Source organism: Chitinophaga sp. 22620 (assembly GCF_052044405.1).
GTDB lineage: Bacteria > Bacteroidota > Bacteroidia > Chitinophagales > Chitinophagaceae > Chitinophaga.
Genome location: NZ_JBQEMV010000002.1, coordinates 764,552 through 783,481 on the forward strand (window position 1 = coordinate 764,552; position 18,930 = coordinate 783,481).

General features: G+C 54.5%; 10 protein-coding genes. 7 read left to right on the forward strand and 3 right to left on the reverse strand.

Annotation, left to right across the window (positions count from 1 at the left end; all coding sequences use genetic code 11):
- Positions 1–57: 57 nt before the first annotated feature.
- Together ACTJIK_RS12880 and ACTJIK_RS12885 are read right to left on the reverse strand one after the other, a co-directional pair.
- A complete protein-coding gene (locus ACTJIK_RS12880) occupies positions 58–1,983 on the reverse strand; it encodes a sigma 54-interacting transcriptional regulator (protein ID WP_440646763.1) in 1,926 nt (641 codons plus the stop codon).
- 20 nt (positions 1,984–2,003) lie between these two features.
- Positions 2,004–5,333: a tetratricopeptide repeat-containing sensor histidine kinase gene (locus ACTJIK_RS12885; protein WP_440646764.1), complete on the reverse strand. Its 3,330-nt coding sequence runs from the start codon at positions 5,331–5,333 to the stop codon at positions 2,004–2,006.
- Positions 5,334–5,632: 299 nt separating this feature from the next.
- Here ACTJIK_RS12885 and ACTJIK_RS12890 point away from each other — a divergent pair, with 299 nt between their 5' ends.
- Positions 5,633–6,403, forward strand: coding sequence for an alpha/beta fold hydrolase (locus ACTJIK_RS12890; protein WP_440646765.1), 771 nt, complete (start codon positions 5,633–5,635; stop codon positions 6,401–6,403).
- 82 nt (positions 6,404–6,485) lie between these two features.
- Positions 6,486–7,415: a YihY/virulence factor BrkB family protein gene (locus tag ACTJIK_RS12895; protein ID WP_440646766.1), complete on the forward strand. Its 930-nt coding sequence runs from the start codon at positions 6,486–6,488 to the stop codon at positions 7,413–7,415.
- A gap of 2 nt (positions 7,416–7,417) precedes the next feature.
- Here the strand turns inward: ACTJIK_RS12895 and ACTJIK_RS12900 are convergent, their stop codons facing one another.
- On the reverse strand, positions 7,418–8,932 hold the full coding sequence (locus tag ACTJIK_RS12900) for a PQQ-dependent sugar dehydrogenase (RefSeq protein WP_440646767.1): 1,515 nt from the start codon (positions 8,930–8,932) through the stop codon (positions 7,418–7,420).
- A 332-nt stretch (positions 8,933–9,264) separates the two neighbouring features.
- Here ACTJIK_RS12900 and ACTJIK_RS12905 point away from each other — a divergent pair, with 332 nt between their 5' ends.
- The 5 genes from ACTJIK_RS12905 to ACTJIK_RS12925 all read left to right on the forward strand — a co-directional run bounded on the left by ACTJIK_RS12905 (position 9,265) and on the right by ACTJIK_RS12925 (position 18,928).
- Complete coding sequence (locus ACTJIK_RS12905; protein ID WP_440646768.1) at positions 9,265–10,725, forward strand: phytoene desaturase family protein; 1,461 nt, start codon at positions 9,265–9,267, stop codon at positions 10,723–10,725.
- A gap of 228 nt (positions 10,726–10,953) precedes the next feature.
- On the forward strand, positions 10,954–13,365 hold the full coding sequence (locus tag ACTJIK_RS12910) for an outer membrane beta-barrel protein (protein ID WP_440646769.1): 2,412 nt from the start codon (positions 10,954–10,956) through the stop codon (positions 13,363–13,365).
- A 163-nt stretch (positions 13,366–13,528) separates the two neighbouring features.
- Complete coding sequence (locus ACTJIK_RS12915; protein WP_440646770.1) at positions 13,529–14,122, forward strand: RNA polymerase sigma factor; 594 nt, start codon at positions 13,529–13,531, stop codon at positions 14,120–14,122.
- A gap of 57 nt (positions 14,123–14,179) precedes the next feature.
- On the forward strand, positions 14,180–15,346 hold the full coding sequence (locus tag ACTJIK_RS12920) for a FecR family protein (protein WP_440646771.1): 1,167 nt from the start codon (positions 14,180–14,182) through the stop codon (positions 15,344–15,346).
- A gap of 240 nt (positions 15,347–15,586) precedes the next feature.
- Positions 15,587–18,928: a TonB-dependent receptor gene (locus tag ACTJIK_RS12925; RefSeq protein WP_440646772.1), complete on the forward strand. Its 3,342-nt coding sequence runs from the start codon at positions 15,587–15,589 to the stop codon at positions 18,926–18,928.
- Positions 18,929–18,930 lie beyond the last annotated feature (2 nt).

Genomic DNA, 18,930 nt, shown 5'->3' on the forward strand with positions numbered 1-18,930 from the left:
CTTTCCGCATCTTGTGCAGATAAAGGGAAGAATTGCACTTTTCCCGGATTGATCAAATCAGGATATGTGCTCTTTCCTTATTCCGAGTTTTTTCATCTTCGAATTCAGCGTGGTGGGTGGCACATTCAGCAGTTCTGCCGCTCCGCCCATGCCCCAGATACGGCCATTGCATTTTTTGAGCACGGTAAGGATATGGTCCCGCTCGTTCTCATGGATCGTTTTGATGCGTTCTTCTCCAGCGGGCTCCGCGGATCCTTTGCGTTGAAGGGAAGGAATGGGCACTTCTTCGATAATATTGCTGCGCGTCAGCAGGATGCTTCTTTCCACCAGGTGCTCCAGCTCGCGTATGTTGCCGGGCCAGTTGTATTCCATCATGCTGCGAAGTGCTTTGTCAGACAGGCCGGTGATGCGTTTGCCGGTTTTGCGGTTGAAGTATTGGAGGAAATGGGATACCAGCGCGGGAATATCTTCCTTCCGCTCCCGCAATGGAGGGATGGTAATGGGAAACACGTTGAGCCGATAATAAAGGTCGAGCCGGAAGCGGCCTTCCGCCACTTCTTTTTCGAGATTGCGATTGGTGGCGGCAATAATGCGGATGTTCACACGGATGGGCGCCCTGCTGCCGATACGTTCCACTTCTTTTTCCTGCAACACGCGCAGCAGCTTGGCCTGCAGCTCCATGGGCATTTCGCCGATCTCGTCCAGGAAAATAGTGCCTTCGTGGGCCTGTTCAAATTTCCCGATCCGCTTATCCAGCGCGCCGGTGAACGCGCCTCTTTCGTGGCCGAACAATTCCGATTCTATGAGCGTGGCGGGTAGCGCCGCGCAATTCACTTTAACAAGCGGCTTGTGTTTGCGCGGCGAAAGCCGGTGAATGCAATCCGCGATCCTTTCCTTGCCGGTGCCGCTTTCGCCGAGTATGAGGATGGAGGTATCCAGCGGGGCTACCTGCGCGATGTTGTCGAATACATTCAGCAGCAGGTGGCTGCTGCCTACAATGCCTTCGAATCCGGAGCCGTGCGCGGAAGGCCGGAAAGGTGCAGCCACAGCCGTTTCCATGGCGCCGAACTGCGCAAGGTGCTCTGTTATTTTTGTGAATGCAGGCGCCATGCGGCCGAATAATGCGATATGCGCGGGGTTGTAGGCATCCGGCCGGCGTGAATAAAAATGGAAATAAAAATGATCGCCGCTGCCGAAGGGGATAGGGTAAACCATATGGCTGCCCATCCTGAAACTGTCTGCCACCAGCTTATGCAGGCCCGCCGGTTTTGTAAGCTGGCGGAAACTTTCATCGTTGTAAAATGCGGGTTTGGATATTCTTTCCATGCTGTTATGCAGCAGGTTCAGCGCCGGTTCTTTCATGCCGCTGATGGCGGCCAGCTCGCGCGGGCCGATGTGCTGGTATTCGTCGAAGCCGGTGCGCAGGAAGTCTTGCCCGTGTACCACGGTGCCGTCCTGCAACTGCATGACGGCAGAGAAATAGTCGAACGGGATAAAGGCCTGCAAGGCCATGGCGCACTGGAGCAGCTTCTGGTCCCGGTTTACGGGGCTTTCGCGAATGATGTCCAGCTTTTTGTGCAGCGCCGATTCCCTGCGGAGGCTCGATTCCAGGCTGTTCTCGTGCCGGTAGCGGGCAATTTCGAGGGTAATGAGCAGGTCTTTTTCACGGAAGGGTTTTACCAGGAACCCGTATGGCTGCGTAGCTTTCGCGGCGGCCAGCACGTCCTGGCTGGAATTGGCGGACAGGTACACGAAAGCGACGTGTTCTTCACGCAGCTGCTTCGCGAGATCTATGCCCGTTTGTTTGCCCTTCAGGAAAATATCCAGCAGCACGAGGCCCGGCCTTTCTTTTTCTATCAGCTCAAGCGCCTGCGGCACCGAGCGGGCGATGCCGCATACTTTATAACCGGCTTTTTCCAGCATCAGCCGGAGGTCGTTTGCTTCAATGAACTGATCTTCCACGATCAGCACTTTGTCATTCATATTCAAAGAGTTTAAATTTTTCATACCTGCGCTTTTTCAGCTTTTGCAAAATTCAAAACAGAATGTTGTTCGTGTTCATGGTCGAAAGCAATGGAAATGGAAGCGCCTGCCCGGTTGCGGATGCTGAAGCGGCCGCCGAGGTCTTCCGTAAGCCCCTGCATCAGGCTCATGCCGAGGGAGCTGCATTGCAGGTGGTCGAAGTCCGGGGGAAGCCCTACGCCATTGTCTGCAATGGTGAGCAGGGTGCGCCCGCCGGCATGTTTCTCCAGTTTGATGCTGATGGCGCCGTCGCGCTTGCCCGGGAAAGCGTATTTGATGCTGTTGGTGATCGCTTCATTCAATATCAGGCCCAGCGGCACCGCCTGCGATACATCCATTTTAATGTCGGCCACCTGCAGGTCGAAAAGGATGTTCTGCGAAGTGTCGAAACAATCTTTCAGGTATTCCGTCAGTTCGTGGATGTACAGCGGCATGGCTACCATACCCACATCATCCGACTGGTAGAGCTTTTTATGGATCAGCGAAATGGCCTGCACGCGGTGCTGGCTGTGCCTGATGGCGTTAAGCGCGGCATCGTTCTGGAGGTAAGCGCTCTGGCTGTTCAGCAGGCTCATCACGATCTGCAGGTTGTTCTTCACACGGTGGTGTATTTCTTTCAGCAGCCATTCTTTTTCGCTTACGAGGTGCTGCAGTGAAATGTTCTGTTGGTTGATCTCTTTCTGCTGCGCTTCCAGCCTCCTGTTGCTGCGGCGTTTTATCTGGTAGCCGTAATACAGCAGCCCCACGATCACGAGCAACAGGCTCACGCCGCCATAGGTCACCTTTCTGAGCATTTGCTCCTGTTGCAGGCGGCTTTGCTGCAGCAGCGACTGTTTGGTAAGCAGCTGGATGTTCTGTTCTTTTAATTTCAGGTCCTGGTCCTTTCGCTCCGCTTCGATCTCCGCCTGCCTGCGTTTCAGCAGCGCCTGCTCCAGCCGCGTTTCGCGCAGCATGCCCTGGCGGGTGAGCAGCAGGATGTCCTGCTCCCTGAGCAACAGGTCTTTTTCTTTCAGCATCAGCGTCTGGTCTTTCTTTTCGGTTTCGTATTGAATTTGCAGTTCCTGGATCTGCCGGCTGGTATGGGTATTGAAAATGGAATCGTTGAAAGCCTTGTATTGCTGGTAGTGCCTGATGGCGGAGATGTAATCGCCGCGGGCGGAATCGGAACGGAAAAGCAGCAGGTGCACGTCTTTGGCGGAGGCCACGGCAGTCGCATCCTGGGTATAACGCAGGGATCTTTTCAGGTGGTAGTCCGCGCGCAGGTACTGCCCTCTTTCCAGGTAGAACTTGCCGATATTGTACTGGATGTCCGTGTAGGTTTGATCTGATATCCGTGTGCGTTCCAGGTCGTAGGTGTTCGCCAGGTAATATGTTTCGGCGAGGTGGTGCTGCCCGAGTATATTGTAGCAGGTGGCCAGGGCGTTGTGTATCCCGATCTTCGCATAGTATGTTTGCGGGGGAAACTGTTTGTAAAGTTGCAGAAGAACGGCCAGTCCCTCTTTTGTTTTACCGACCTTCACCATTTCCTCCACCAGCTTGCCGGTAACGATGTAATCGAAGTCTTCGGGAGGGTTGTGATGGACAGCATCCAGCGCGCGCCGGTACCAGGCAATGCTTTTGAGCGGCTGGCCGAGGTTGGAGTAGATGTCGCCGGCTTTTTCATACAGCAGGTGTATACCGGTAAGGTTGCCGGTTTTTTCCAGCAGGCGGATGCTTTTGAGGGAATGGTCCAATGCCAGGTTAAGATTGCCGCGGCTGCGGTAAATGGCGCTGAGGTAGCTGTGGAGCCTGTAGGCGAGCGGATTTACGGCATCGGGATATTTTTCCTGCAATTGCAGCAGCGCTTTTTCGGATAGTTCGGGTTGTGTATCTTCCGCTAGCTGGTAGGCGTATCTCAGGGTGGCATTTATTTCGAGGTTCTTGTCCTTCGTTATGGCGGCCAGCGTGGCGCTTTGCAGGTATGCGTTGATAATGGCGGGGTAGTTGTGCCGTGTTCGGCGGATAGTATTACCGATGAGCATCCATGTCACAGCTTCTTCATGTTTATCGTTCCTGCTGCGCAGCCCGGTGATCACTTCCCAGAAAATATTCATCCCTCCCGGGACGTCGTTCATCATAAATGCGGTGCGGCCCTTTTCCCGGCGCGCATTGCGCAGGCTGGTATCCTCCTGCGCGGCACTTTCAGCTATGGCTATTGCTTCGGTGAAATACAGATCCGCTACCTGCAGCCTTCCCGGGTCAAAGACCGGGAAACCGCTTTGGTATTCCTTTCCCAGCTTCATCAGTTTTTGATAACGCGCCATGCCGGCCAGGCCCTGCACCTGTTTATCCGTGTTCTCTTTTTTCATTTCCAGCGCAGCCAGGATGCGGTTGCAGGTGATTATACCGTCTTTACCCTGCTCTGCCTTATAAATATCCAGGGCCTCTCTGGCGGTGCGGTACGCACTGTCGTGCATGCTTTTGTTAAGATAATACCCGGCCATCCTGGCGAGCACATCGGCTTTCCGGCCACCATTCAGTTCCGGCAGAATGTTGCCTGCTTCGGTATATTGTTTTGCTTTGCAGTGGATATTGGCCAGCTGGGATAAGTTCCGTTCCAGCGGCTCTTTCAGGCCCAGCTGCCTGCACAATTGCACGGCCTGGCGGGTGTACAGGAAGGCGGTATCTATATCCGTTTTTACCGTTCCCGGCTTTGCGTAATATATCCAACCGAGCATATGCAGCGCCTCCGCCCTGGGTACGCCTTCCAGCTGCTTCACATATGAAAGGGCGCTGGTCAGCCTGTTGCCTTCGAAATAGGCTTTGGTAACAATGTTGCAGGCGTTGTCGTATTCTTCTTGCAGGTTGTGCTTTTTTGCGACTGCCATGGTTTGTTTGCCGTAGATCACCGCGCTGTCCAGGTCATAATCGAATTCCCCGGGTCTGTACAGGTAATGGAAGGCGGTGTTGAAGAGCACCGTGATCTGATTAGGTGGTGAAAGCCGTTCCGCCGTTTTAATGGCGGAAGGGATGTCCCTCCGTTCCAGGTAAAGGTTTCCTTTCAGTGCTCCGCAGAAGTCGTGCTGTTCAGACATTCTTAGTTTACTGCTCAGCTCTTCGGCGGATAAGATGAAATACATCGCGCTGTCCAGGTCCTGCGGTACTTCGCCAGGTTTGTAAAGATAGTGGCTGCCGAGTTCGATAAGCAAATGTACCCTGGCGCTGTCGTTGCGTTCCTGCAACAGCATCTTACGCGAATTGGCAGGGCCTTGCGCGGTTGCGGTACAGGCCAGGCAAATAAAGAATAAGGTACTCATCCAACGGCGGCGCATATGGTTTGATTTAGACTTTTAAAGGGCATAAAACAGGCCATTTCCCATGCAAGCTGCTCTCTCCAGGCAGGAGCCTGCGCGAAACGTCTCAATGTCAATGCAACCGGATGGCTGGTGATGATGAATGACGGGAAATGATAGGTTGGTCGAAGGCAAAATTACTACTTTATTTCGTTGCGAAAAAAATCGGCGTAACGATATATCGTTGTCGTCTGTACCAGTGGGCGTTTTTAAGTAACTGACCTTTAGCCGGTTGCGCGAATGGCACCGGTTTGGGATAACCAGGCCAAAGCAGCAACATGAACACGATCGTATTCCTGACCGGGGCCTTCGTCAGCAGCCACTGCTGGGATCCCTGGAAAGGATTCTTCGAACAGCGGGGATACCGCTGCCTTGCGCCGCCATGGCCTCATAAAGACGCGCCCGCGCTGGTGCTGCGCAGCCGGCAGCCCGACGCGGCCATTGCGTCTATCAGGCTGGCGGACCTGGTAAATTATTTCACGGATTTTATTACGCAGCTGGATGAAAAACCGATACTGATCGGGCATTCGCTGGGAGGCTTGCTGGTGCAGCTGCTTTTGCAGAAGGACCTGGCCGTGGCCGGCGTGGCCATTCATTCCGTGCCGCCCGCGGGCGTGATGTCTTTTAAATGGTCTTTCCTGCGGGCCGCCTGGGCGCCGCTGGGATTCTTCACGCCTGCTTCCCGTTCGTTCCTGATGAGCTTCCCGCAATGGCAATACGCTTTCGCGAACGGTATGCCGCTGGCGGAACAGAAGGCAGGGTATGAAAAGTTCGCCATCCCGGAATCCAAACGCGCCCTGCGCGACGGTCTCAGCCATGTGGCAAAGGTCGATTACAAACGGCCGCACCCGCCGCTGCTTTTCGTGGCGGGCACCGCAGACCATACCATGCCCGCTTCGCTCAACCGCTCCAATTTTAAGAGATATGCGAAGTCGCAGTCCGTTACGGAATTCAAACTGTCCGAAGGGAGGAACCACTTTGTGCTGGGGCAGCCGACCTGGCGGGAAGATGCTGATTTTATTGCGCAGTGGCTGGACAGGCACGTGTGAGATATGTAATTGATATGCTGGGAGTTGTTCCGGTTTTTTCAGCTAATTTTGGCCGGGCCTGGTATTTGCCGGGCTAGAGCATATGGTAAGGAACAGGAAGCATCTTAAGCGCTGGCAGGTATTTTTATGGTCTTTTAAAGACGCCTTCACGGAATTGCAGGCAAACGACCCGCTGCGCATGGCGGGCGCCACGGCGTTTTTTACGACGTTCGCCCTGCCGGCCATCCTGGTGATCATTCTCCAGGCCCTGCGCCTGCTGTTTGAGCCGCGCGTAATTTCCCGGCAGCTGTTCGACCAGATGATCGAGATCATCGGCCCCGAAGTGACCAACGAAGTGATCGAAACGCTCAAAGCCTTCAGGGGCATAGCGCAGAACTGGCTGATCGCTATCGCCGGATTCGTATTCCTGCTGTTCGTGGCTACCACGCTGCTGAAAGTAATGACCAGTTCCGTGAACCAGCTATGGCGCGTGAGGCCCATTGCAGCGGGGAATTTCAGGCACATCATGCTCAGCCGGCTGCGCGGCGTGGCGCTGATACTCTGCACGGGCGTACTGTTCGTCATGGGCATCGTCGCGGATTCCGCGCAGGGCTTTATCGGTAAATATGTAACGCGTTTTGCGCCGGACCTGTCTATTTATTACAACGGCGTGCTGCGTTATGGCATATCCGTCTTTACGGTAACGCTCTGGTTCGCGCTGGTGTTCTTCCTGCTGCCTGACGGGCGGCCGCGCTGGAAAATACTATTGACCGGGGCGCTGGTTACCAGCATACTCTTCAACATCGGTAAGCTCATCCTGCGCTGGTTGCTTACTTACAGTAATATCAACAGCATCTATGGCGCATCCGCGTCCATGGTGCTGCTATTATTGTTCGTGTTCTACGTGGCGCTGATCTTTTATTACGGCGCTTCTTTCGCGAACGTGTGGGCCAATGCGAACGACAAGCCCATCCAGCCGCTGCACTACGCCATCAAATACCAGCTCACCGATGTGGAGCCGGAAGACGAATGATCTTACAACCCAGCTTTTTTTCTTTCCCTTTGCACGTCTGCGACCGTCACGCTGTCTGCCTGGTTGCGCCATGCGTTGCGGATGTACCCGGTAATGGCGGCTATGTCTTCATCGGGCATAAAAGCAAACCCGGGCATCTGTTCGCCGGTGTTCTTTTTGCTTCCTTTTAATACGATCTGCAATAGTTGCCCCGCATCGCCGGTTACCAGCTTGCTCCTGTCCAACGCGGGGAAGGAGCCTTTTATACCCCTGCCGTCAGGCTTGTGGCAGGCTTCGCAGTAATTGGCATAGAGCACCGCGCCTTTGGCAAGCGCCGCGGTATTCAGGTTGGCCGATTGGGGCAGCACGGGCAGGTTGCCGGCCGATGAAATGGGAGAGAGGCGGATGATGCGGTCGTCGTGCGTTTTCGGGAAACCTTTGCCGGGGTTCCAGTCGCGGTTGCTGGTGGCAATGTACACATCGCCGCCGGGCGATACGCAGAGATCGCGGATGCGGCCGAAGATGCCGCTGAGATAAACGTTTTCTCCCAATACGGAATCCTGCGTGGCGTTCAGCCTGATTACGCGCAGGCTGGCGTTTTTGAGGGTGCCCATCAGGATAGTGTTCTTCCATTCGGGAATATTATCAGACATGTAATGATCAATGCCGGCTGGCGCTATGGTAGGCGTCCAGGCAATAACGGGGGGAATGAAAGCGAATGTATCCGCATAGTTTTTTTCTTTGGGACGGTCCGCATATCCTTCAATATGCGGCCAGGCGTAATAGCCGGTTTTCTGAACGAGGTTCAGCTCGTCGTCCGTCGCATCGCCATGCTCGGACGCGAAGAAGCCGCCGCCGGAAGTATAGGCGAGGCCCTGTATGTTTCGGTGGCCGCGGCTCCACATGTAGTTGCCGGGATAAGGATTGTCCGCGGGAACGGAACCATCAATATTCATACGCAGCACTTTCCCGTTCAGCGACGCGGTGTCCGGCGCATTGGGATAACGGGCGGCGTCGCCGGTGGCGAGCATTACTTTGCCGTCCGGCGAAATGATCACACGGGAGCCGTTGTGGCCGGTGTTGCCGGGGTATTCGAGCAGCAGCAGCGGGTCTTTTAAAGTGTCCGCCGTGCGGGTGTAACGTACCAGCTTTGATACGATGGTGGAATCTTTTTTGAGATGCGTGTAGTCCACGAACACATAGGGCTCCGTTGGATGGAGCGCCATGCCCAGCAGGCCGAGTGAGCGCTGGCGGTATACTTCGGGGATAGTGAGCATGATCTTCCGCTCGCCCGTTTCAGGTTTTACGGCGCTGATGGTGCCGCTCTGCTCGGTGAACCAGATGCGGTTATCAGGCCCCCAGCAGATCTCCCAGGGCACGTTCAGATCCTGTATAACGGTGCTTACGCCGAGTGTGGTAGATTCCAGCACCAGCGCGCTTTCCGGCTGCTGGACAAAATTCGTTTTTGTGCCGGGCCGGCAGGCGCTTCCTGCAAAGAGGCATAGGAGCAGGAACTGAACAGGCGTTGATCTTTTCATGGAAGACAAATGTTTTTCAGGTAAAAGGAGCAGCGTGATGATGGCGGCACCCGTTTTTCGGGTACGTTACCGAAAAATAGGAATAATTCCGTTGATTTGTATGCGGGGGAAATTTTTTTCGGTAATTAGCTGCTTGTTAATAGGAAAAACTCGTCATTGCGAGGAGTAGCAGAGGGTTTGTGCATGGCCGCGACGAAGCAATCTCCTCCTGGTATTGGAGTATTCCCATGTTATGCGGGAGATTGCTTCGTCGCCCCACCCGCTTTAGCTCCGCTGCTCCTCGCAATGACGGACGAAACGGTAATCAAAACCGGATAACGTATATTTATGAAATGCAAAACCCGGAATACGACGCGATAGTGGTAGGATCAGGCCCCAACGGGCTTGCAGCCGCCATCACCCTGCAGCAACAGGGGGTGAAGGTGCTGCTGGTGGAGGGAAAGTCCACCATCGGCGGCGGGCTTCGCAGCGCGGAGCTGACCCTTCCCGGTTTCCTGCACGACATATGTTCCGCTATCCATCCCCTCGCCGCCGGTTCCCCGTTTTTTCAAACCCTGCCGCTGGCCGGTCACGGACTGAAATTCATTTACCCGGCCATCGCCGCCGCCCATCCGTTCGACGGCGGCCATGCGGCTGTGCTCAGCACGAACATGTTGCAAACGCTGGATTCCCTCGGGAAAAAAGATGCGGAGGTTTACCGCAGGCTGATGGAACCGCTCATGCGCAGCTGGCCGTTTATCATCAATGACGCGCTGGGTCCCTTGCAGATACCTGCCCATCCTCTTAAAATGGCGCAATTCGGGCTGAAAGCACTACAGCCGCTGACGAGCCTTATACGCCGCTTTGAAGACCCTTATGCCCGCGGCCTGCTGGCCGGCATGGGCGCGCATGCCATCCAGCCGCTGGAAAATATCGCCACATCCGCTATTGCGCTGGTGCTTTCCATTACCGGCCACCTCCGGGGCTGGCCCGTGCCGCAGGGCGGTTCACAGCAGATCGCCAACGCGCTGGCCGGGTATTTCACTTCCATCGGCGGCAGCATTGTAACGGATACTTATATCAGCCGGCTGGAACAGTTACCGTCGCACCGCGCACTTTTGCTGGATGTAACGCCTAAACAGCTGTTGGAAATCACGGGCCACCGTTTTTCTTCCTTCTACAAATGGCAGCTGGAAAAATACCGTTACGGCATGGGCGTATTCAAGGCAGACTGGGCATTGTCTGCGCCCATTCCCTTCACCGCCGCGGCATGCAGGGAAGCGGGAACCGTGCATATTGGCAATACCGCCGCAGAAATAGCGCAATCCGAAAAACAAACAGCCGCGGGCCATCATCCGGACAAACCTTTTGTGCTGCTCGCCCAGCAAAGCCTTATAGACCCTTCGCGCGCCCCTGAAGGCAAACATACAGCCTGGGCCTATTGCCACGTGCCCAACGGCTCCCGGAAAGACATGACCACTGCCATGGAAGGGCAGATCGAAAGGTTTGCCCCCGGTTTCAGGGATACCATCCTGGCGCGGCATACTTTTAACACGGAAGAGCTCGAAAGTTATAATCCCAATTACATCGGCGGAGACATCAACGGCGGCATTATCGACATCCGTCAGCTGTTTACCCGCCCGGCCCTGCGGCGCTCTCCCTACCGCACTTCAGCCAAGGGCATCTACCTCTGTTCCTCCTCCACGCCTCCCGGCGGCGGAGTGCATGGCATGTGCGGCTATCACGCCGCCAGGTGTGCGTTATCGGACATTTTTAAAGTGAAGCTGCCGCCGCTTGCCGGTGCTACCCGTTAAGGGCCATTCCTCCTAACCCGCAACCATTTATCAAGCGCGTGCAACTTAACCTGCGCCCGGGCGTCTTTATCATGTACATCGTCGTACGGGCAGGGTTTGCCATAAAGTATTCCAGTGCAGCGGAATAAGGATGAGCGGGAGAAATTTGTGCGCGGCATCTCCGAACTTTACTGTACTTACCTGCCCCGGATCAAACCTTAACTATAAGAAACAGACAACAGATCGCTTATGAAGAAACGCTCCATACTGATCATTATATTGCTTGCTGCCCTGAACACTGTGTTTGCGCAAAGCAACGTCAGTGTGAAAATTACCGATGTTTCCGGGAACCCGCTTCCTTACGCCAGCGTAGCCGTGCGCAAATCCACGGACAGTTCCCTCGTGAAAGGCCAGATGAGCGATGCGGACGGCAAATGCCTGTTCGAAAAGATCGCGGCCGGTTCTTATTACCTGGAAGTTTCCCAGATGGGGTTCACCGCTAAAAAAAGCAGCGTGTTCCAGGTGAAGGACGCTGCCGTGGACCTGAAGGCGCTTGCGCTGGAAGCCGCGCCCAAAAGCCTGAAAGGCGTGGAAGTAACCGCGCAGAAACCTTTCATTGAAAGAAGCGAAGGCAAAACCATCCTGAACGTGGAAAGCAGCGTGGCCGCCGCAGGCAATACCGTGCTGGACCTCCTGCGCCGCGCGCCCGGTATTACCGTGGACAAAGATGAGAACCTCGTCATGAAAGGCAAGCAGGGCGTTACCGTTATGCTCGACGGCAAGCTCACTTATCTTTCCGCCGAAGCGCTGGCGGAGCTGCTGAAAAGCATGACAGCGGAATCCGTTTCACAGATCGAGATCATCACCAGTCCCAGCGCGAAATACGATGCTGCCGGCACAGCGGGTATCATCAATATCAAAACCAAAAAAGGACAGATGACCGGCACCAACGGCACGCTTAACCTGAGCGGCGGCGGAGGCAGGTACATGTTCTTTTCCACCGGTCTCAGCCTCAACTGGCGCACCAAAAAGTTCAACGTGTTCACCAACCTGAACTGGGCGGACCGCAATTTTTTCAATACCCGCCTGCTGCACCGTAAAACTCCGGGCGACGTGCCGCTGCATTTCCAGCAGGACGTGTTCCAGAAAGGCCACTTCCTCAACCGCTCCGCCAAAGCGGGCATCGACTGGTACATCAATGAAAAGCAGACGCTGGGCTTCATGGTGAACGGTTACCGCAACGCCTTCTGGCGCGATGCACCCAGCGCTACGCAGATATCAAGGCAGAGCACCATGATCGTGGATTCCATCCTCTATTCTTCCGTAGCCGGCAACAACCGTTTCAACAGCACCTCCTATAATCTCAACTATAAGTTCAAGCTCGATACCAGTGGCTCCGAATTCAGCATGGATGCGGATTACATGAAGTTCGACAACAATATGAAAACCTGGATGTCCGACAGCGTGAAAGTAATGAAAGACAATTCCGTGTTCGACCACAACTCCGTACGCACCCTGCCGTATACAGACATTACCATCCGCAGCATAAAGGCGGACCTGGTAAAGACGATCACCAAAACCAGCAAGATAGAGGCCGGCGTGAAGGGCAGCTTTGTGACCACGCAGAACAACATGCGGTACGATTCCCTTAAGAACGGCGCATACCAGCCCGTGTACGAACAGTACGACGAGTTCCTGTACGACGAGAACGTGCTGGCCGCTTACCTGATCTATAAAAAGCAGTTCAAGAAAACGGACTTCGTAGTGGGGCTTCGCCTGGAGCAGACCATTTCCGATGCCACGAGCAATACGCTCAAGAGCAATGTGAAAAGAACGTACCTGGACTATTTTCCCAATTTTACGGCGGATCATAAGTTCTCCGAAAATCATAAGCTGGGCATTACCTACAACAAACGCATCAACCGCCCGGGCTACGGCATGCTGAACCCTTTTATGTTCTTCCTGGACAAGTACACCTTTTTCCGCGGCAACTCTTACCTGACGCCTGAGTATATCCACAACACCGAGCTGACGTATACATTCAAAAATAAATACCTCGCCACCCTCGGCTACAGCCGCGTGAATGATGTGTACGACGAGTTCCTGATACTGAACCCGGAAACCAATGTGACCATCAGCACAAATAAGAACCTTGGCCACCAGAACAGCTATTCGCTCAACCTCACCCTTCCCTTCGACCCGGTGAAGTGGTGGAATACAAGCAATAACGTTTCCGTTTATTACAATGAATACCGGATACTTGACTCCCTGGGCAATTTCAATACCTCGCAGGTGGCGTGGAACATCAATTCCACCAATACTTTCACCCTGCCGCATGATTTTAAGTTTGAGCTGAGCGGATGGTACGAAGCGCCGAACGTATACGGCATCTGGGTGTCCAAATCCATGTGGAGCGTGAATTGCGGCGTGCAGAAAACCGTGCTGAAAAAGAAAGGCACCATCAAAGTGAATGTGAACGATATTTTCGCTTCCCAGCGTTTCCGGGGCGTGGCGGAATTCAATAACATATACCTGAGCGTGAATAACCGCTGGCAGAACAGGACATTGAACGTGGCCTTCAGCTACCGCTTCGGCAACACGAAAATGGAAACCAAGGAAAGGCAAAGCGGCAACGACGAAAGCCGCCGCGCCGGCAACTGATCATACTAACCTGTTAAAAATGCGATCCCCTGCTTTACCGGCGGGGGATTTTTGTTGGGACCGTTCCCAAGGCGGCCTTAAAATAATTTCTCCGTGCCGAATCGAATTTTTCCTATTTTTGGTTGACCACGGTATGCTATAAGAATTCCACATCACAGTTCCCATGGAACCAGCTAACAATGAAACTGAACTGATACGTTACTCTGCAGCGGGCGATGCCACGGCATTTGCGGCCCTTTTCAGATCGTATAAGGACAAACTTTACGGTTTCCTCCTGCGTGCCACCGGTTCCCCGGAAATGGCGGAAGACATTGTGCAGGATATTTTCCTCCGACTCTGGAAGAACCGGGAGAAGCTCCCGGAGATCGGCCAGTTTGGCGCGTATATTTACCAGATGGCCCGCAACCAGGTGATCAATTCCCTGAAACGCATGGCCAAGGAGACCCTTATACTGGACGAGCTGGTCAAAACCCGCGAAGCCGTGCGCATGGACGCCGAAGACCGGCTGAACGTGCAGGAAGTGAACAAACACCTGCACTCCGCCCTCGAAAAACTTACGCCGCGGCAGAAGCTGGTATATACGCTTAGCCGGGATAAAGGGCTGAAGCACGATGAGATAGCCCGCTTCCTGGGTATTTCGCCTTCTACCGTGAACAACCACCTCATCGAGGCGCTCCGCCTCATCCGGCAGCAGCTCAGCGCCAGGCCGGAAGCCTTTACCATCTTCATTTCCTGCTTCCTGGAAATTTTTTTATAGAAAAACCAGGTATACTTTCCTTCCCGGTTGTCTATATACAAGGGTAAACCACTCAATATGTTGAGAGAACGATTGCTGTACCTCATGGAAAGGTACTTTAAAGGCGCATGCACGGACGAAGAACGGAAAGAGCTGGCGCAATACATTCACGCTGCGCAGGACGACGGCCTGCTGAAAGAGGTGCTGGACAGTACCTGGGGCCGTTTTCAACCGGAGGGGCCTATGCCTGCCGGGGCGGCAGACCGTGTGCAGGCCGCACTGCTCTCAGCGGACAGCAAAGTGGCGCCTATGCGCCGCCGTAAGCCCTGGCTGGCGGCAGCCGCCGCTGTTCTACTGTTGCTGGCGGCGGGAGGTTTCTGGTTTAACCGTGAAAAAAAACAACCCATCGCACAACAACCTGTGCAATTACCGCTGGTGGCCAGTGTGCTGCCCGGCGGCAATAAAGCCGTGCTCACCCTGGGCGACGGCACCGTGATAGCCCTGGACAGCTCCGGCAACGGTGTGCTGGCGCAGCAGGGCAATATGAAAATAGTAAAACAGGCCAACGGTCAGCTCGCTTACGAGCAGGCAGGGCAGGGGCAGGAAGAAGTATTGTTCAATACCATGCGCACCCCCAGGGGAGGAGAGTACCGCCTCACCCTGCCGGACGGCAGCCGGGTGTGGCTCAATGCCGCATCGTCCGTTACCTATCCCACCGCCTTTACGGGCGAAAGCCGCGAAGTATCCATTACCGGCGAGGCTTACTTTGAAGTGGCCAAACAGGCCGGGAAACCTTTCCGCGTAAAAGCAGGCGCAATGAGCGTGGAAGTGCTCGGCACACATTTTAATATTAATGCCTATACAGAAGAAAAAACCGTGAAAACCACGCTGCTGGAAGGCGCCGTGAAAATTGCCGCCTCCGGGAAAGAAGCATTACTGAAACCTGGCCAGCAGGCGGGCCTGCAAGGAAACGGCTCGCTGAATGTGAAAGACAATGTGAACCTGGACGAAGTGGTGGCCTGGAAGAACGGCCTGTTCCAGTTCAACGACGCAGATATGCCGGCAGTGATGCGGCAGCTGGAAAACTGGTACGATGTGAAAGTGATCTACGAAGGCGAAGTACCGGAAAGGAGCTTTGGCGGCGCGATGCAGCGTTCGCTGCCTTTAACGGACGTATTGAAGATACTGGAGGAAAATAATGTGAAGTTCAGGCTTGAAGGAAGAAATTTAATCGTTATGAAATAAATACCGGGGCCACAAAAAAGCCAGAAATGCTGCGAACATCTCTGGCGCATTTGGCCGTAGCAATCAGAACAATCGGTAAGACAGCCTAATTATTCAACCAAACAATGCAAATGTATGCAATTTAAACTTATCGCTTTACGTAAGCGGGCTGGCGCTGCTATACCCTGGCAAGCATCGCTCCCGGCGGGCGATGTGGCCGCCACGGGCCGCCTGCGATCTTCAACCAAAATATTGTTAGCTATGAAGTTAACATGCTTTTTTCTGACGGTGCTTTTCCTGAATGTAAGCGCTACCGGCGTTTCGCAAACCGTCAGCTTTTCCGGTAAGAATGTAAAACTGACAACGATCTTTTCCGCGATCCGTAAGCAAACCGGGTACGTGGTATTTTATGACAACAGCCTGATCAACACCACGCAACCTGTATCCGTTGCGCTCAAAGACGTATCCATTGAAACCCTGCTCTCCGCCAGCCTGCAAGGCCAGGGGCTGAGCTATTCCATTACCGATAAAACCATTTCCATCCGCAAGCTGCCGCCCATACCGAGGTTGCTGATGCCCGCCGCGCAGCAGGCCGTGCCGCTAACAGGCAAGGTAACGGACGATGCGGGGGCGCCGCTGCCCGGGGTAACCGTGCTCATCAAAGGCACGCAAACCGCTACCATGACGGATGAAAAAGGCGAGTTCAAGCTCCCCGATGTGAAAGACGATGCCACCATCGTGTTTTCCTACATCGGGTTCGAGAAACAGGAGCAGCCGCTGAACGGCAGGCGCAGGCTGGACATCAGGATGGTGTTTGCCGACAATACCGCGCTGGAAGGCGTGGTGGTGGTAGGTTACGGCTCGGTGAAAAAAAGCGACCTTACCGGCTCCGTGTCTGCCATGCAGGGAGACGCCATCACCCAGCGTAAGACCACCAACATTTCCGCCGCCCTGCAGGGCGCCATGCCAGGCGTAATGGTGACGCGTTCGAATAGCGCGCCCGGCGCCGCGCCAAGCATCAGGGTGCGCGGCATCACCACCATCAGCGGCGAAGGCGCCACCCCGCTCTACATCCTGGACGGCGTGCCCATCGACGATATCAACTCCATCAACCCGAACGATGTGGACAATATATCCGTGCTGAAAGACGCCGCTTCAGCATCCATTTACGGCTCCAGGGCTGCGGCCGGCGTTATCCTCATTACCAGCAAAAGGGCGAGGAACGGGCAGCTGAACCTCGATTATACCTATGAATACGGCATCGAAAAAGCCACGAAGCTCCCTGATTACGTGGACGCGGTGCGTTACATGCAGCTCACCAACGAGCTTCGCTGGAACGACAACGGCAACAATGCCAACGAATACCCGACCTACGCCAAGAACATCGTCGATAATTATCACGACCTGCACGCGCAGAACCCTGATGAATACCCGAATACGGACTGGCGCGGACTTATCCTCCGCAACAGCGCGCCACGGCAAAGCCATATCATGAGCCTTTCCGGCGGCGGCAAAAATATCCGTTCGCGCGTTTCGCTCGGGTACGATAAATCGGAAGCCTTGTATCCGGGGCGTACGTACGAGCGTATGACAGCGCGTATCAACAACGATATCACCATTTCAAAATACCTTTCCGCCAGCGCGGACATCAATTTCCGCCGAACCACCATCAAGCAGCCTGTTACCAATCCCCTGCATAAAATGAACATTGTACCGCCGATATACGCGGCCATGTGGAGCGACGGGAGGATAGGCGCGGGAAAGGACGGAGCAAACATTTACGCCCTCATGAAAGAAGGCGGTTTTTACCACGACTGGTATAACCAGCTCGGCGGCAAAATAGGTGTGGATTTCACGCCGATCGAAGGATTGAAGTTCTCCGGCGTGGTGTCTCCCTTCCTCAACTTCGACAAACGGAAACATTTCACCCGTAGGCTTCCCTATACTTCCTTCAACAATCCCAACTCCATCTCAGGCTACATAGAAGGCGGCACGGAAACCAAGCTGGATGAGGACCGCAACGACAATTACCGTTACACCATCCAGTTCATGGCCAACTACGTGAAGCAGCTGGGCAAACATAATTTCAACCTGCTGGCGGGCTACGAATATTTCCACGCCTTCAACGAAGAGCTGGGTGCTTACCGCGGGCAATACGTGGTGAGCAACTATCCCTACCTGAACCTGGGCCCGCTGGAGTTCCGCGACAACAACGGCGCCGCCTGGGAAACGGCTTACCGTTCATGGTTCGGCAGGGTCATGTACAGCTTCGATGAAAAATATCTTTTGCAGGCCAATATCCGCTACGATGCTTCTTCGCGCTTTGCGCCGGGTTACCGCTGGGGCTCCTTCCCCTCTGTATCCGCCGGGTGGATCGCATCGCAGGAGAATTTTATGCAGAGCACGGCCAGCTGGCTCTCTTTCCTGAAGCTACGCGCTTCATGGGGCTCGCTGGGCAACGAAAGGATCGGGAACTATCCCTACCAGGCACTGCTCCGTTTCGAAAACAATTCCCTGTTCTATAAAGGCAACACCGTGCAAAGCGCGCAGTCTGCCGCACAATGGCAATACGCCATCCGCGACATCACCTGGGAAACCACCCGTTCCTACGACGTGGGCATAGACGCGAACTTCCTGGATAACCGCCTGCGCGTGACCGCCGATTATTTCCGCAAAACCACGCACGACATGCTGCTGCAACTCGAAATACCGGATTACATCGGCTACGACAACCCCTTCCAGAACACCGGTAAGATGTTCACCAAAGGCTGGGAACTCCAGGCCGGCTGGTACGACAAAAAAGGCGATTTCACTTACAGCGTTTCCGTGAACGTATCCGACTTCGTCACTAAAATGGGCGACCTCGGCGGAACGGAGTTTGTAGGCGATACGATCAAGACCTACGGCAGCGAATTCAACGAATGGTACGGCTATCGCGCTGACGGCATCTTCCAGACGCAGGAGGAAGTGGACAAGGCCCCCAAGCTCAACGCCAACACAAGGCCCGGCGACATCCGTTACCAGGACATCAGCGGCCCCGCCGGCGTGCCGGACGGGAAGATCTCTCCTGAATACGACCGTGTGCTGCTCGGCGGTTCCCTGCCGCGTTACATGTACGGCGCAAACCTCCAGGCCGGATATAAGAACTGGAGCCTGGGCATTGTACTGCAGGGCGTAGGCAAGCAGAATGCCCGCCTTACGCAGGATATTGTGCGGCCGTTGTCAGAAAACTACGGCAATTTCCCCGCGATCATCGACGGGCAGAGCTGGAGTAAATACAACACGCCCGAACAGAACCAGAACGCGAAATATCCCCGTTACACCAATACCTCGGCCGGCAACAACTACACTATGTCCGACTTCTGGCTGATCAACGGCGCGTATTTCCGTTTAAAGAACGTGAACCTCAGCTACAGCCTGCCGAAGCACCTCGTGAACCAGCTGCATATACAGGATGTGCGTATATATGGCACGGTAACGGACCTGTTTTCTGTGCACAATTTCCCCAAAGGCTGGGATCCTGAGAACTGGAACCCCAGGGATACTTACGAACGTTATCCCATCACGGTATCTTATGTGCTGGGCTTATCTGTTAAGTTTTAAAA